This window comes from Rhizobacter koreensis (assembly GCF_013366375.1).
In the GTDB taxonomy this organism is placed as follows: domain Bacteria; phylum Pseudomonadota; class Gammaproteobacteria; order Burkholderiales; family Burkholderiaceae_C; genus Schlegelella_A; species Schlegelella_A koreensis.
The window spans coordinates 22,776-36,638 of sequence record NZ_JABWMJ010000010.1; the positions used below are offsets into that span (position 1 = coordinate 22,776).

At 67.6% G+C, this 13,863-nt stretch carries 13 protein-coding genes; 8 read left to right on the forward strand and 5 right to left on the reverse strand.

Annotated elements, in window-relative coordinates:
• Positions 1 to 130 precede the first annotated feature (130 nt).
• Both HQN59_RS19290 and HQN59_RS19295 read left to right on the forward strand, forming a co-directional pair.
• A complete protein-coding gene (locus tag HQN59_RS19290) occupies positions 131 to 589 on the forward strand; it encodes a helix-turn-helix domain-containing protein (RefSeq protein ID WP_176070763.1) in 459 nt (152 codons plus the stop codon).
• 138 nt (positions 590 to 727) lie between these two features.
• Positions 728 to 2,869: a ParB/RepB/Spo0J family partition protein gene (locus HQN59_RS19295; RefSeq protein ID WP_176070764.1), complete on the forward strand. Its 2,142-nt coding sequence runs from the start codon at positions 728 to 730 to the stop codon at positions 2,867 to 2,869.
• Positions 2,870 to 3,271: 402 nt separating this feature from the next.
• On the opposite strand, the gene HQN59_RS19300 is transcribed toward HQN59_RS19295, so the two are convergent.
• Genes HQN59_RS19300 through HQN59_RS27175 form a run of 3 tightly spaced genes read right to left on the reverse strand, consistent with a single transcriptional unit; the run spans position 3,272 to position 4,133 of the window.
• Positions 3,272 to 3,496: a GDCCVxC domain-containing (seleno)protein gene (locus tag HQN59_RS19300; RefSeq protein ID WP_176070765.1), complete on the reverse strand. Its 225-nt coding sequence runs from the start codon at positions 3,494 to 3,496 to the stop codon at positions 3,272 to 3,274.
• Positions 3,496 to 3,774 (reverse strand): mercury resistance system periplasmic binding protein MerP, encoded by a 279-nt coding sequence (gene merP, locus HQN59_RS27170; protein WP_176070766.1) that lies wholly within the window; start codon positions 3,772 to 3,774, stop codon positions 3,496 to 3,498. Before merP ends, HQN59_RS19300 begins: the two co-directional genes overlap by 1 nt.
• An 11-nt stretch (positions 3,775 to 3,785) precedes the next feature.
• Complete coding sequence (locus tag HQN59_RS27175; RefSeq protein ID WP_176070767.1) at positions 3,786 to 4,133, reverse strand: mercuric transporter MerT family protein; 348 nt, start codon at positions 4,131 to 4,133, stop codon at positions 3,786 to 3,788.
• A 70-nt stretch (positions 4,134 to 4,203) separates the two neighbouring features.
• On the opposite strand from HQN59_RS27175, the gene merR reads away from it, so the two are divergent.
• Positions 4,204 to 4,602, forward strand: a complete 399-nt coding sequence (merR, locus tag HQN59_RS19315; protein ID WP_176070768.1) for a mercury resistance transcriptional regulator MerR — start codon at positions 4,204 to 4,206, stop codon at positions 4,600 to 4,602.
• 155 nt (positions 4,603 to 4,757) lie between these two features.
• Here merR and HQN59_RS19320 read toward each other — a convergent pair whose 3' ends face one another.
• Positions 4,758 to 6,011: a phage integrase N-terminal domain-containing protein gene (locus HQN59_RS19320; RefSeq protein ID WP_246295038.1), complete on the reverse strand. Its 1,254-nt coding sequence runs from the start codon at positions 6,009 to 6,011 to the stop codon at positions 4,758 to 4,760.
• Positions 6,012 to 7,322: 1,311 nt separating this feature from the next.
• On the opposite strand from HQN59_RS19320, the gene HQN59_RS19325 reads away from it, so the two are divergent.
• The 5 genes from HQN59_RS19325 to HQN59_RS19345 all read left to right on the forward strand — a co-directional run bounded on the left by HQN59_RS19325 (position 7,323) and on the right by HQN59_RS19345 (position 10,876).
• A complete protein-coding gene (locus HQN59_RS19325) occupies positions 7,323 to 8,360 on the forward strand; it encodes a PRTRC system protein D (protein ID WP_176070769.1) in 1,038 nt (345 codons plus the stop codon).
• Positions 8,357 to 8,641 carry a hypothetical protein gene (locus tag HQN59_RS19330; RefSeq protein WP_173806257.1) on the forward strand — a complete coding sequence of 95 codons (285 nt, stop codon included), beginning with the start codon at positions 8,357 to 8,359 and terminating at the stop codon, positions 8,639 to 8,641. The genes HQN59_RS19325 and HQN59_RS19330 overlap by 4 nt, the downstream gene beginning before the upstream one ends.
• A 56-nt stretch (positions 8,642 to 8,697) precedes the next feature.
• Positions 8,698 to 9,108, forward strand: coding sequence for a CFI-box-CTERM domain-containing protein (locus HQN59_RS27095; RefSeq protein ID WP_425342753.1), 411 nt, complete (start codon positions 8,698 to 8,700; stop codon positions 9,106 to 9,108).
• A 570-nt stretch (positions 9,109 to 9,678) separates the two neighbouring features.
• Entirely contained in the window at positions 9,679 to 10,206 is a 528-nt protein-coding gene (locus HQN59_RS19340) for a helix-turn-helix transcriptional regulator (RefSeq protein ID WP_217427559.1), read from the forward strand.
• Positions 10,207 to 10,216: 10 nt separating this feature from the next.
• Entirely contained in the window at positions 10,217 to 10,876 is a 660-nt protein-coding gene (locus HQN59_RS19345; RefSeq protein WP_176070771.1) for a nucleotidyl transferase AbiEii/AbiGii toxin family protein, read from the forward strand.
• A gap of 988 nt (positions 10,877 to 11,864) precedes the next feature.
• On the opposite strand, the gene HQN59_RS19350 is transcribed toward HQN59_RS19345, so the two are convergent.
• The gene (locus HQN59_RS19350) at positions 11,865 to 13,127 is read right to left on the reverse strand and encodes a hypothetical protein (RefSeq protein WP_176070772.1); all 1,263 of its coding nucleotides are present in this window, start codon (positions 13,125 to 13,127) and stop codon (positions 11,865 to 11,867) included.
• Positions 13,128 to 13,863: the final 736 nt, after the last annotated feature.

Consider the following 13,863-nt stretch of genomic DNA (forward strand, 5'->3'; position numbering starts at 1 on the left):
CGGTTCAGCGACGCCGCTGATTTGAACGCCGGAAAGCGGTCGCTCCTTGAAGTGCGACACGGCTCCTGACGGCTTCCACCCGCACAGCGCTGATCCCCGACCTTCCTCGGGCCCTTGGCACAATCGGCCAATGCCGAACATTGCATCCCTGCTCAAGGCCGAGATCGTTCGTCTGGCTCGCAAGGAATCGCGCGGCGAGGTCGATTCGATCAGAAAGGCGCTCGCGGCAGCGCGCGCGGAAAGCGCCGCGTTGAAGCGCAGGGTCAGCGAATTGGAGCGGTCCGTGCGGCAGTCCGCGCGCGCCGCCCCCGCTCGGCCGCCATCGCCACCTCGGGCCGAGGAAGGGGACGGGGCCGACAAATTCCGGTTCCGCGCCTCCGGCATGGCCAGCAATCGCAAGCGCCTGGGCTTGTCGGCTGCGGATTTCGGGTTGCTCGTCGGCGCATCCGGACAGAGCGTTTATGCCTGGGAGCAGGGCAAGGCACGCCCCAGAGGGAAGAACCTCGCGGCCATCGCTGCCTTGCGCGGGGTCGGCAAGCGCGAGGTGGTGGAGCGGTTGGCAGCCCTGAAGTCGGGCGAGCAGTCGTAGGCGAGCCAGCGCCCGGTCTGGCGCCCTGACCGGACCATCGGCGAGCGCGCCTCGCCACCCTTGAAGTGCACGGGCTCGATGGGATCCTGACTGCATGGTGGGCCGCCGGCCTGCCATGCAACCGATCAGGAGTCCCTCATGAAATTCTCCAAAGCCGAGGTCGACGCCATCATCGAGGCGTCCCCACGCACCTTCGTTCCCTTCAACAAGCTGGTGCTGTCCGAGGACCACCAGGCCCGCAGCGCCACGGCGCCCGTGATGTCGCTGCCGGAACTGGCCGCGTCGATCAAGGACAGCGGCGTGCTGCAGAACCTCGTCGTGGTCCAGGCGGCGCGCGGGCGCTACGAGGTCTGCGCAGGCGGACGGCGGCTCGCCGCGCTCACGCTGCTCGTGCAGCAGGGCGACATCGCCGACAACTACCCCGTGCCGGTGCTCGTCGTGCCGGCCGACAAGGCGCTCATCGCGAGCCTTGCCGAGAACTGCTTCCACGTGCCGATGCACCCGGCCGACGAGTTCGCCGCCTTCGCCAGGCTGCTCGCGCAGGGCAAATCCGTCGACGACGTGGCCGCAGCCTTCGGCGTGACGCCGCTCGTCGTCAAGCGACGCATGAAGCTCGCCACCGTCTCGCCCCGGCTGATGGCCCTGTACCGCGAAGGCGGCATCGGCCTGGACTGCCTCATGGTGCTGGCCTCGGTCGACGATCACCAGCGCCAGGAGCAGGCCTGGGCTGGTCTGCCGAGCTGGAACCAGCGCCCGGAGCATCTGCGGCAGTTGCTGACCCGGGGCGAGATCGAATCGGACGCCGACCCGCTGGCCCGCTTCGTCACCGTCAAAGCCTACGAGAAGGCCGGCGGACCACTGCGCCGCGACCTGTTCAGCGACGACGACCGCAAGGCCTACCTGCTGGCCCCGGCCCTGCTGGAGCGCCTCGCCGCCGACAAGCTGGGCAAGCGCGCGAAGCAACTGCTGTCTGAAGGCTGGAAGTGGGTCGACATCCGTCCGCGCTTCGCCTACGACGAGTACGTCAAGCACGGCGAACTGCGCAAGCCCCGCCGCGCTCCGACGCCCGAGGAAGCCGAGACGCTGAAGGCGCTGGACACGCGCATCGCTGCCCTGCATGAGCAGATGGAAGCGCTGGTGGACCGCGACGGCGATGGCGATGCCGGCGAGGGCGTCAGCGGCGCCAGCGAGGCGAACGACGCCGCCGACGAGGACGACGCGTCGCGCGACCGTGCCTTCCTCGCCCTGGAGTCCGAGGCCGAGGGGCTGGAGGAAGAGCGCAAGGCCAGGCTTGAAGCGCTGACCGAATGGCCCGCGGCCTGGATGGCGCTGGCCGGGTGCGTGCTGCATGTGGGCGCGGACGGCCGTGCCGCGATCAAGGCAGGGCTCATCCGTCCCGAGGATCGGGCCGATCTGGCGCAGGCCATCACCAAGGCTGCCGAACAGAAGTCGGCCGGTGGAGGCGGCTCGGAAGACGACGCGGATCCTGCGCGCGGCTCGGGGCTCCCGGCCCTGCAGTCGCTTCCATCGGCAGCCGGCGCCACGACACGGCCCGTGCACTCCGAGAAGCTCATGCGCCGCCTCACGGCCCACCGCGTCGCCGCGATCCAGGCCGAGCTGCTGGACCGACCCGAGGTTGCGCTGGCGGCACTGACGACCCACCTGACACTGAAGCTGCTGGCCGACCCGCTCCATGGCGCCTACCGACTGCCGAACCTGCTGGCGATCAGCGCGACCGGCAACCAGCACGAGCTGCGGGGCGCGGCCGAGGACATCGAGGCGAGCCCGGCGGCCCAGCGCATCGAAGCCGACCGCATCGCCTGGATCGAGCACCTGCCCAAGGAACCCGACGCGGTGTTCGATTGGATGCTGCGGCAGCCGCCGCAGACGGTGCAGCGGCTGCTGACCTTCCTGGTCGCGTCCACCGTGAACGGCATCACCGGCACCGACGCCGGCCGACCGGTCAATGATGGTCTGGCTCTCGCTCTCGGCCTGGACATGACGCGATGGTGGTCGGCGACGGGGAAGGCCTACCTTCAGCACGTGTCCAAGGCGAGGGTGGTCGAGGTGGTGCACACCGTGGCCGGCGCCAAGGCGGCAGGTCCGCTCGCGGCGCTGAAGAAGGATGCCGCGGTGGCGCAGGCCGAACAATTGCTCGCCGGGCGTGGCTGGTTGCCCGACTGCCTGCGCGCGCAGCCGCACGCCGATGCCCCGGCGACGGGTGGCGAGGAGGGCGACGCCAACGATCCAGCACGGACCGAGGCGCCCGCCTGCGCCTGAACGCAGGGCCGGCCCGGTCCCGGCCGGCTCATGCGACTGGGACAGACGTGTCACCGTCGTCCCCGATGCTCCGCGGCCCGGGCTTGCCGGTCTCGCCCTGGGCCGGGTCGCGGCTCCCTGCGGGCGAGCGCCGGATCGCACCGATGTACGCGATATGTGCAGCTACACATATTGCGTATTTAGGTCAGTCCGCCGTTATGCGCAGAAAGCCCGCTGCGCGCACGTCCGACGTGAGAGAGGTCGCGCCTGACTCAACATAACTCTGCTGATCGGCGCGCGAGGCGCCCCGGCTGTCGGAGCAGTCCGAACGCAGTGAGTCGGCTCAGCGAAACGTTGGCCGGCTGATGTCGAACGCGCAGGTGCGCCGCCGCGAGTGAAGTACTGCCGCGCGGCTCTTGGCCTTCAGGCGCTACAGCTCGGGCACCCGCGCTGCATCTGCACCGGCGGGCACTTGACCGAGCCGTACGAACAGAACACGCAACAGTCGCCCGCCTTGGGCCGCAGCACCGTCTTGCAGCGCTCGCACTCGTAGAAGAACTGGCACGCGTCGGTCGGCATGACCTCAGGCTTGATGTGACCGCACTCCGGGCATGTCAGCACCGATTGCAGTTCTGGTGCGGCCGTCATCACTTCCTCACCGTCGAGGGGAAGCCTGCATCCGTCGTGGCCTTCGCCAGTGCCGTTGCGTTTGTCTTATCGGCGTCAAACGTGACGGTTGCTGTCTTCTTTGCGAAGTCGACCTGAGCCTGGCTCACACCGGCCACCTTCTCCAGCGACTTCTTTACCGTGACGGGGCACAGCCCGCAGGTCATGTTCTGCACGTCGAGCACGGCGGTATGCGGCGGCGCAGCCAGCGAAGCCAAGGGCATCAGCGCGACGAGCGCAGCGGCAATCAAGTTGCGCATGGGTAGGTCCTTCAAAGAAAGAATGGCGCCAACCAGGGCACCGACAACAACGCGAGCAGCCCCAGCGCGACAAGCCAGAAGATCAGCCGCTGACGCTTGAGGACGATCGGCTCGGCGCACGCCGCGCCGGGCTCGCAGACTTGTGGCTGAAGGTAAAGACGCCGGAACGCCAGACCCAGAAACAGCAGTGTCGCAGCGATGAACCAGGGCCTCAAAGGCTCCAGCGCGGTCAAGTTGGAGATCCAGGCGCCGCCGATGCCCAGCGTCAGTAGCACGAGCGGACCGACGCAACACACCGACGCGCCGACGGCAGCCAACGCGCCGGCGAGCAGTGAACCTCTTGCTTTGAACGTGGCCATACACCAGGTGAACTTGTTCGATCGCAGAAAGTCTAGAGTCCGTACCATGGTACGGAGTCAAGGGATCCAGATGACAAGCGAGCTGACGATAGGGCGATTGGCCGACGAGGCCGGCGTGAACGTCGAGACGATCCGGTACTACCAGCGCCGCGGCTTGATGGCTGAACCGGACAAACCGGCGAGCGGACATCGCCGCTATGGCCCGGCGGCGATCAAGCGTGTACGGTTCATCAAGCGCGCGCAGGTGCTGGGCTTCACGCTGGAGGAAGTCGCCAGCATGCTGGAGCTCGACGAGGCCTGCGCCTGTGCCGAAACGCGTGAGTTGGCCGGGCACAAATTGCAGGTCATCGAAGAGAAGCTCGCCGACCTGAAGGCGATGCGCAAGGCCTTGTTGGCGCTGCTGCGCCAATGCGATACGGGGGCGGCCACGGGCAGTTGCCCGATCCTCCATGCCCTGGCCGCCGACTGACAAGCTACTCAGCGCGGCTACAGCGAGCGAAGCCAGTCCAGCAGCCACTTACTCTGCTGCCAGGAGGGCAACGCCGCCGAAGGAGACTCGCCGGCCACCCTCTCCAATGCGCGCCGCTTCATCTCCAGGTTCGCCCGGGCGTAGATCTGCGTCGTCTACGTCATAGGTGGTTCGCTCGGCTTGAGGGCCTGGCTGCGCATAACCGCGGACGAACCTAAATAGGCGCCGGCCGAGCGCACGCGGGCATGGCCCGCGATACGGGCCACACGCAGCCGCGCCTGGCGGTCGAGGTCCTGATCGACAGGCCCACCGCCACGCACCGGCGCGGCCGTGCCCGTCGTGTCCTGGTACTGGCCTTGAAGGTGGTCGTGCCGCGCCCCGTGCCCGGTGGTGCCGCTCTCGCGCTTTGTGAGGCCGAACTTGCGCAGCGCATAGTCCAGGCGACGGAGGTTGGACTTCAGGTCCCGATCCGGCGCTCCCATGTGTGCGTCATGGCCGCTGACCACGCTGCGGGCATGCGCGATGGCCGACTGCTGCTCCTCGGTGGCCAGCGGCAGCCAGCGCGCACGGCCTCCCTTGCCCTTTGTCCACAGATACCGATCCGCCTCCCGTTGTTCGTCGGGCAGACCCGTCTCCTCGAAGGGGTGGACGTGAGCGTAGGGGCGGCACATCACCGACTCCTTGCGCCGCAGGCCGACCTTCACCATCAGGCGCATCGACGCGCCGATGCGGGCATCGTAGGCAGAGACCTGGGCCAGCAAGGCCTCCACGTCGATGCCGTTGCCGCTCCAGCTCTTGTCGCGCTGGGCGTTCTCGTGGCGCTCGTACTCGTCAGGCGTCAGGCCGTAGTGCTCGGGCCTGCGGATGAAGCCAGGCTTGTTGAGCCACATCGCCAGGCCACGCAGAAAGCTCAGGTAGGTCTGGATCGTCCCCGGCGAGAGCTTGCGGCGCTGCCAGACCTTCACCATCGACTGGACATGCCGCTGGCCCAGGTTGCGCGGATCGGGCGCCAGCTTGAAGCCGGCGTCCGTGTGCAGCTCGCGGAAGAAGCGCCGCAGGAAGTGCGCGCGCTCGTAGCGCGTCTTGTGCGACACGGTCTTCTCCAGCGCGGTGTGCAGCGGGTTGAACAGCTCGATCAGCACGTCCACCACCCGGTTCACGGGCGTCCTGCCCGGCGGGTACATGTCCAGCACCTGCTGGGGCGACTTGCCGGCCCAGTTCTGGCGGCGTGGCGAGTCCTGGCCATGCAGTCGGCCTGGGCTGGCCGAGGTCATCGAGGAGTTCCTGGAAGGGCGGGTGGATGAGGAGGGCAGGGTGGAGCCCTTGCGCGGGTCGTTCCGGCGATCGTTGAGGGAGAGCGGTGCCTGCCGGCGGCGGCGCGAGGGTTCTTCACGGCGGATACGGGACATGGTGGGCTTTCTGTGAGGTGGCGGACTGCCCGAACAGCACGCCGGTGGATGAACGGTCCGGGGGACCGGAGTTGGAGGAATCCATCTGGACATCCCCGGGGCCGATTCCTGGCAAGCCCACGGCGATGAAGATCGTGTGCAACGTCGGTGCGGCGGTCGATCTCTGCAGCGCCACACCCACCCATGGCTTTGCTGTCCGGGCTCCTCGTGGTCTTTGTCGAGGGGCCTGGGACAGCTCGGTCAGACTTAAAAATGGAACACGTTGATCCAGGCCGTCTGCGCATTTCTGCGACGCGACGACAGGGGTGATGTCCACCCCGCTCGGGGCTGGGTGCGACATCGACGCCAGGGTCGAGCCCTGGGTCATTCGGTGGATCAGGCCTGGTGTGCAGCGCCGGCCGCTCGCATGGGTCCACCCCTGACCGAGAGTCCAGGGCGGTGTCGAGTTGATGAGCGAGGGTCGTGCGGGGAGCCTCAAGGAGGCCATCACGCCGCGCGATGCGCGTCATGCGCGCGTGCTCATGGGCTGGCGGGAACGGTGCGCGGCATCAGGTGCCGCCACGGGGTTCTGGTGCGCCGGTGCGCTTCAGGAGCGCCCTGCCGTCATCGCGGGGATGCGGAAGGCAAGGACCGGGCAGATCACTGCTGGTGAGATGACTCGGCACGCTCGCGGCGTCGATCCTTCTGGAGGTCGAGGCCGGTCGCGCCACCCGTTCGGGACGGGAACTTCGGTTGAAGGCACGAGGCAGGTAACGACTGCGACGCCTGCAATGCTCGTCTTCTTCGAGAGGACGGAGCGGGCCAGGAGCCCTCGGGAGCCCACAGTGGAAACCGCGACGCCATCCGCGGTCAAGGCCGCGTGCGCAGCGCCTGCCGCAAGACCCCTGATCGGCGGGCCCTTGGGGCAGGCAGTTGACGGCAGGAGATTCGGCGGCAGGGCCCATCTAGCGTCGCAATGGCCCGGATCGCCAGCATCGGCGCGGGGTTGACAGGCAAGGCTGCCGCCTCAGGTACCTCGCGCGGCCGTCGGTCTGGCTGGCGCGTCCGCAGCCTGTCCGCGCGCGCCGAACTGGACAGGGGTTGAAAGGCCCGCGCGAGGTGAGACCGTGGTGACAGAAGTGCGCCCTGCGAACAGGCTCATGGCGAGCCGCGGGGCGCCTTCTGTCGCTGCGATGCAGTTCCGCTGATCCTGCATTGGCACTGAAGTCGAAAGACGCGCCGATTCGAGGCCATTGAGCGTGGAGAACGCGGCCTGGTGCGGCGACGCTGATCAGCCTTTCAAGGCAGTCAACTGCGCCAAGGAGCAACTGCATGGAATTCATCGTCAGAGCCGTGGATGTCGGATCGGGCAACACGAAATTCGTCACCGGCATCTCGGGAGCCGACATCCGATGTGCCAGCTTCCCCTCGGTCGCCTATCCGTCGAGCGCCGACACGTCGGCCGTGCCTGCAGCGGAGAAGCGCAAGACGGTCTGCATCCCTGTCGGCTCCCTGTTTTATGAGGTGGGTCCTGACATTCACCTGGCCGCGGACACGTTCCGCGCGAAGCAGCTGCACGACGAGTACACCGAGTCGCCGGAGTACATGGCGCTGCTGCGCGGGGCGCTGTCGATGATGAAGGTGCCGCACATCGACCTGCTCGTCGTCGGGCTGCCCGTCGCGCTGCTGGCACTGAAGAAGGCGGCACTCGAGAAGGCGATGACGGGCAGCCACGAGATTGGGGCGGGACGGACCATCACGGTCCGCAAGGCATTGGCGGTGGCGCAGCCGCAGGGTGCGCTCGTCCACTACGCGGCCGAGCACGAGAAGATGGCCTCGATCGGCACGGAGCAGAGCCTGGTCATCGATCCGGGATCGAGGACCTTCGACTGGCTGGTCTGCCGCGGCATGCGGCTGGTCCAGAAGCAGTCGCACTCGATCAACCGGGGAATGTCCGATGTGCTGCGGCTGATGGCGGCCGAGATCTCGAAGGACATCGGGACACCCTACCGCGACTACGACGCCATCGACCTCGCCCTGCGGACCGGCAAGGCGCCGGTCATCTTCCAGAAACCCTACGACATGAAGCGACACCTGCCCATCGCCGAGAGCGTGGCACAGCAGGCCGTGTCGACGATGCGCCAGTGGATCGAGACGCCCGAGAGCCTGCAGAACATCATCCTCGTCGGCGGCGGCGCGTTCCTCTTCAAGAAGGCCGTCAAGGCAGCCTTCCCCAAGCACCGGATCCACGAGGTGAAGGAGCCCCTGTACGCGAACGTGAGGGGCTTCCAGCTGGCCGGGCAGAACTACGCGATGACGTCGCTCGCGACGCCGGCGCCTTCGGATCGTGCACCAGGGGGTGGTGCATGAGCGCGCAGGAACGCGGAGCCCTTCGACCGATCCGGCTGGTGTTCGAGCTCTCGCGCGAGGAGAACCCCCGCCTGTTCGATGAACTGAGCCAGTTTCGGCAGGGGCGCAAGCGGGTCAACCGTCTGCGACTGCTGGCCTACGACGGTCTGCTGGCGCAGCACGGCGTGTTTGCGATGGCTAGCCTGAAGACGCCCGACACGATCAAGGTCCCGAAGGAGCCTGACGTGCAGCAGGCCGCTGCGGTGACGAACGGCGTGTTCCAGCCGGCGATCACGGAATGAAGACCGGGAAGGCACGGCGCGGTGACGGCGCTGTTGGGGCGTCCGAGCTGGCGAAGATGGGACGGTGTGAACGCCTGGTGGTTCTCGAATCCGCCCACGGGCCGCGTCGAAGCCCATCGCAGGAAGAGGCCCGCCGCAGGGGTATCGCTGCCCATGCGCGTTTCGAAGTGCAGGGGCGGCGCGCCTCAGCGCCAGGTGGCGGTTCGGCTCGACGATCAGGGGAGCGGTGCTTCATCGCAACGATGGTCTTCGGGTACGCATGGCAGACCGATGCGCTGCGCGACTTCAGGGACACGGTCCTGCGGCCGCGGCCTTGGGGGCGCCGCCTGGTGGCGGCCTACTATGCGGCCGGGCCCCGACTTTGCACAGTTCTGCAGCACTGTCCGCCACTGCTAGGGTTGACCAGGTGGATCCTGGGTTTCGTGGCGCATGGCTGGCGGCGATGGTCGGCAAGGCGTCGACCATGAGGTTCGAGCCGATGTGGCCGTGGGTGCTGCTCCTGGCTGTCGCCTTGGCAGTCGTGTGGCATCTGTTTCGGCGTCACCACGCACGCGTTGCAGAGTGGAGGGACCGACCGGCCGCTCTGCGGGATGCCGAATTGATCTGCGTGGAGGCGCAGTTCAGGTCGAAGAGCCGCTGGCCCATCGTGGCGAGGGTAGACAGGGCTTATCGGCTGCCGACCGGTCTGGTCGTGCTGGTCGAACTGAAGACGCGGTCGGCCCCAGCGGTGAAGACGTCGGATGTCATCCAGCTCTCGGCGCAGCGGGTGGCCGTGGAGGACGAACTCCGTGTTTGTGTGTCTGACGAGGCGTTCGTGATCTTCCCCGGCCGGCACTCAGCGCCACCGACCTCACGAGCGGTCCGCTTGATGTCGCGGGAGCAAGTCGAAGCCGTTGTAGCGCGACACCGTCGACTGATCGATGGACTCGATCGCCCGCAGTGGCCCGACAGCGAGCGCATATGTCACGGCTGTGGGCAGCGAGAGGCCTGCGGCGCCGCTGGCGAGCGCCTGGCGGGTGTGGCCCGGAGGCGCTAGAATGTCCAAAATATTCGACAATTCTTCAGGCCAAGCTGTGGACCTCTCCAACCTGGGCACCATCATCCGCGAGCGGCGCGAGGCGCTGGGACTGACGCAGTCCCGGCTTGCGCAACTGAGCGGGCTTTCGCGGCAGACGCTGGTCGGCCTGGAAGCGGGCGCCCTGAGCGATCTGGGATTCAACCGGGTGGCCCAGGTGCTGGCCGTGCTGGGGCTGGACCTAGATCCGCCCAGCCAGGCAGCGCGCGCCCGGAAGCGGGGCCTGTGGATGGCGGCGAAGAACGCCAGCGTGAGCTACGTCCAGGAGGTGCCGCCTGACACGCTCGGTCACGCGCTGGTCAGCGGCAGCGTACCGAAGGGCTACGCGGCCCACCTGACGCACCTGCTCGACGAGGCGCCGGTGCCCTTGGTGGTGATGGCCGTGGAGGAAGCCGCCGCGAACGAGGGCGTGGCCCCCAAGGCTGTGTGGCGCAACGTCGCGAAGCTCGCCAGGTCACTGGCGGTGCACCGGCAGGGCCTGTGGGCGTGATGAGAGCGTGATGAAGTCGCTGCCATCCGGCCCCTGGGAAGTGCTGTTCCAGCGAGCGCTGCGGCTGGTCGACGACATCCAGCGCCATGGCGGGCTTGCGGACCCGTTCTGGACCTTCGGAGGCGGAACCGTCCTGATGTTCAGGTACGGACACCGCCTCAGCAAGGACATCGACATCTTCGTGCCGGACCCGCAATACCTCGGCTATGTGACGCCCCGACTCAGCGACACGGCTGCATCACTGACCGAGGAGTACACGGAGATGCCGGGCTCGTTCGTCAAGCTGCAGTTCGAGGAAGGCGAGATCGACTTCGTGGCCGCACCGAACCTCACCGACGGGGCCTGGGAGCAGTGGGACATCCAGGGTCGGCCAGTGCGCGTCGAGACGGCCGCGGAGGTGATCGCCAAGAAGATGTACCACCGCGGGGACCGTGCGACGGCGCGTGATCTGTTCGACCTCGCGATGGTGGTCGAGCGGGAGCCGGATGCGCTGGCGGCAGCCGGGCCATTCCTCATGCGGCACCGGAACCGGTTCCTCGAGCAGATCGGACGACCCGGGCCAGGGTTTGTGGCGACCTTCGAGGCGATCGCTGCGACCGGGTATCAGCCGAGCCTGGAGCACTGCGTCGAGGTTGCCACCGCCTACCTTTCCGCGTTGAAGGACCGATGAGCACCGCGACGTTGCGGGCGACGGGCAGGACCGCCAGAATGTCGTGGCTGACGGTCTCAAGACGTCCCATGCGGACAAGGGGAACAGACGGGGGAACAGATCAGTTTTTCCCGGCGCTTTTCCCAATGAGATCAACAGCTTAGGTCGCCGTTTTGTATCCCATCAGCCACCCCACCTAACGCCCTTTGCAGACGGCCCTTCGGGGCCGTTGATGTTTGGGCGGTTCGTGCGACTCGTTCCGCCTTGTTCCTGATGCGTACCGCCGACGTCGCCAGGCTCGGTAGCGGGGTGGTAGGTCGTCACAGAGGGCCCGTGAGGCTGCCTGAGTGGCCCCCGTCGTCACGTTGCTGCCGCCCCGCGAATACAAGCACCGTCGAGGCGCGTCCGTCTCACACAAGGCGATGCATCCCGGAGCCCCGGAGGTAAGCGATCCACTCGCGGCGATCGCGCTTCGACCATCGTCCGCCCTCCGGTCGCTCGCTGCGATACGGCCGGCGTGACGGCGTGGCGTGCTGCAGCCGCCCGATGAGCTGCTCTGCATTGGCAAGATCGTCGGCGGTCCTCGCCCGCTCCATCGGTGAAGAGAAAGGCGCAGCGAGTCCGCCTGGCCGGAGGCGGCGAACCTCACGACGAATGTCATACGCCTGCAGCTCGCTGCGACGAGCACCGAGGCGAGCCTGGAGAAGGGATCACCCAGCCTCGCGGCGGTCGTCTTGACGGCACGCAAGCGCAGATTCAAGTTGCCGCGCGCAGTTCTGTGCCGAGTGAACCTGCGGATGAGCCGTGTTCATGCGGCAGAGCAGGTCCGTCGGCTTGCGAGCGGATGGGTCCCGACGAGAGCCTTCGCAACCTGGCGCTGAGGCCTACTCACCCACGGCTGAGACGGGACCCAGTCACTCGCGTTCGCCGCTCGAATGGCGCTGCGCTCGCAACCGCTTGCTCGACCACCGCGGCCTGGGTCGACCGCGGCGGCTGGAGCCGAGACCCCTCAGCGAGCGATTCCGAGCCAGGCCAGGTAGCTGGGTCGGAAATCGAGGTTGGCTCGTCGAGCGATCTCCAGCGACGACGTGTTGACGACCACGAGCTGTCGGGCGCCCGGATCGGACAGGTAGACCTCGTCGCGCGCCTCGTTGGTGGCGAACGCCGGGAACGGCGCGGCGGCGGGCATGGCCGGGATGCTTGCTGCGATGGACTTCCGCGTGGTCCAGCTCGAGCCGCTGCGCTCGAGCACGTGCAGCGCTCCCAGGTCGTCGAGCACGAAGAAGTAGCGGCCCGCACGGTCGAATCCGTGAGCCCGGCGCAGACGGCCCTCGGTCCATCCGCTGATCGCGATCGGAGTCGCCGTCCCGGTTGCCGCGTCGATGTCGTAGAAGCGTGTGGTTGAAGGCGTACCGGAGTTGCCGATGCCGACGAAGCGGGGCACGTCGGGATGGCCGGCGATCGTGCTGACCCCCGTGGCAGTCGTGATCTTGCGCGCCTGGAAGTCGTTCGCGCCCTGCGGAGAGACCACGAGGACGCCATCCGAGCAGCCGGCAACCGTGACGTTGGCGCGCGTGAAGCTCCCGTGCATGCCCGGACACTGCGTCTCCAGGCGCTTCACGAACGTGTACTGCGATCCTTGCCGGTTCCAGATTTCCGCCTGGGTCGGCCCGCTCGCCTCGGTGGCCCGGTACGTCGCCACGAGAGCGTTTCCGTTCGGCTCGGCGAACCCGTGCATCGCGTTCGCGAACGTCGCGCTGGCGGCGAAGCGCCCGGCCGCCAGATCCGTGTCGCTGAACACGAGAGCGGCTGAAGGTACGCCGGGAGCGCGCCCGTCCATGTAGATGCTGGCTTGACCCGGACGGTCGTCGTAGTGAGTTGGCTGGGGTCCGTCGATGCGGAACGCGAGCATCTTCGGCGCCTCCTTGTAGTCGTGCAGGTGGTCGCCGTGGTCTTCCTGCCATACGCCGCCATCGGCGACCTGCACGGTGTCCTGCGCGCGCTGGAACGCGAGCGCATAGCGACGCCCGGGGCTGGCATAGACGGCAGACGGCGAATTGGCCAACGCGAAGTTCGAGACGACGCTGCCGCTGTCCAGGTCGTAGATGCGCAGCGACGTTGCGGCGTCCTCGCTGATCGCGAGGCGACCTGCGGTGTCGAGGGTCGCGCCCTCGTCCCGCTCGTCGCCGTCATCACCACCACCCCCGCCGCATGCCGTCAATGCCAACGCAACGGCCAGCGTCAGGCCACCCCAATGAAACGAAGTTCTCATGTTGCTTACTCACAGAAGGATCAATACGCCCGGCGCGTCACGCACGGGTCTGCAAACGATGGCTTCAGTGAGCTTCGGGCGGCCCCCGCGCGTCGAAAAGAGCCGCCCAGCGCGCGACGAACGCACCGGCAAGCAGCCGCTGCCGGCCGGCGCAGGGCGCGGGTGCCGCAGGCATGTCGGGAGCAGGCGGCGCGGGCGACGCGTGCCCCAGACCGTCGAGAAGCCGGCAGTCATCGGAGTCCTCGTGAGCCGAGAACAAGGCCTCCACCCAACCAGGTTCCGCAGCCGGATAGGCCGCCTCGTCAACGAGCGCTCGCCCTGGCCCTTCACCAACCGGCTGTGCCTGATGCCTCGCGCGAGATGCCGGGTGCGCCACACCATGCATCAGCCCGAGGACCTGGGCACAGATCACGGCAAGCAAGAGGGCCACCACGCACCGTACGGCAGCAGCCGAGCGGAACGCGGACCTTCTGCGGCGACGGCGCAGCGACCCCGTCATCGGTTCTGCCGGTAGGCGACAGCGCTTTCGGGCCGGAGCACATCGCCAGCTGAATGGCCGCCCGGATCACGCGTCGCGCGCCGAGGCGATCGCGGGTTGCAAAGATCGCCGTCCGGCGCGCCGTCCTTCCAAGACCGCTTCATCTGGATCGCTTCACTCACGGTCGGTCGGGCTTGATGGACGTAGAAGGCAAGAGGACGGCACAGATGATAACGCGTTCCCGACATCGAATGAACT

What these genes read in the sequence shown, in the direction of transcription:
- HQN59_RS19290 (WP_176070763.1), top strand. Translation starts at nt 131, where the DNA reads ATGCCGAACATTGCATCCCTGCTCAAGGCCGAGATCGTTCGTCTGGCT.
- HQN59_RS19295 (WP_176070764.1), top strand. Translation starts at nt 728, where the DNA reads ATGAAATTCTCCAAAGCCGAGGTCGACGCCATCATCGAGGCGTCCCCA.
- HQN59_RS19300 (WP_176070765.1), bottom strand. Translation starts at nt 3,496, where the DNA reads ATGACGGCCGCACCAGAACTGCAATCGGTGCTGACATGCCCGGAGTGC.
- merP (WP_176070766.1), bottom strand. Translation starts at nt 3,774, where the DNA reads ATGCGCAACTTGATTGCCGCTGCGCTCGTCGCGCTGATGCCCTTGGCT.
- HQN59_RS27175 (WP_176070767.1), bottom strand. Translation starts at nt 4,133, where the DNA reads ATGGCCACGTTCAAAGCAAGAGGTTCACTGCTCGCCGGCGCGTTGGCT.
- merR (WP_176070768.1), top strand. Translation starts at nt 4,204, where the DNA reads ATGACAAGCGAGCTGACGATAGGGCGATTGGCCGACGAGGCCGGCGTG.
- HQN59_RS19320 (WP_246295038.1), bottom strand. Translation starts at nt 6,011, where the DNA reads ATGTCCCGTATCCGCCGTGAAGAACCCTCGCGCCGCCGCCGGCAGGCA.
- HQN59_RS19325 (WP_176070769.1), top strand. Translation starts at nt 7,323, where the DNA reads ATGGAATTCATCGTCAGAGCCGTGGATGTCGGATCGGGCAACACGAAA.
- HQN59_RS19330 (WP_173806257.1), top strand. Translation starts at nt 8,357, where the DNA reads ATGAGCGCGCAGGAACGCGGAGCCCTTCGACCGATCCGGCTGGTGTTC.
- HQN59_RS27095 (WP_425342753.1), top strand. Translation starts at nt 8,698, where the DNA reads ATGGGACGGTGTGAACGCCTGGTGGTTCTCGAATCCGCCCACGGGCCG.
- HQN59_RS19340 (WP_217427559.1), top strand. Translation starts at nt 9,679, where the DNA reads ATGTCCAAAATATTCGACAATTCTTCAGGCCAAGCTGTGGACCTCTCC.
- HQN59_RS19345 (WP_176070771.1), top strand. Translation starts at nt 10,217, where the DNA reads ATGAAGTCGCTGCCATCCGGCCCCTGGGAAGTGCTGTTCCAGCGAGCG.
- HQN59_RS19350 (WP_176070772.1), bottom strand. Translation starts at nt 13,127, where the DNA reads ATGAGAACTTCGTTTCATTGGGGTGGCCTGACGCTGGCCGTTGCGTTG.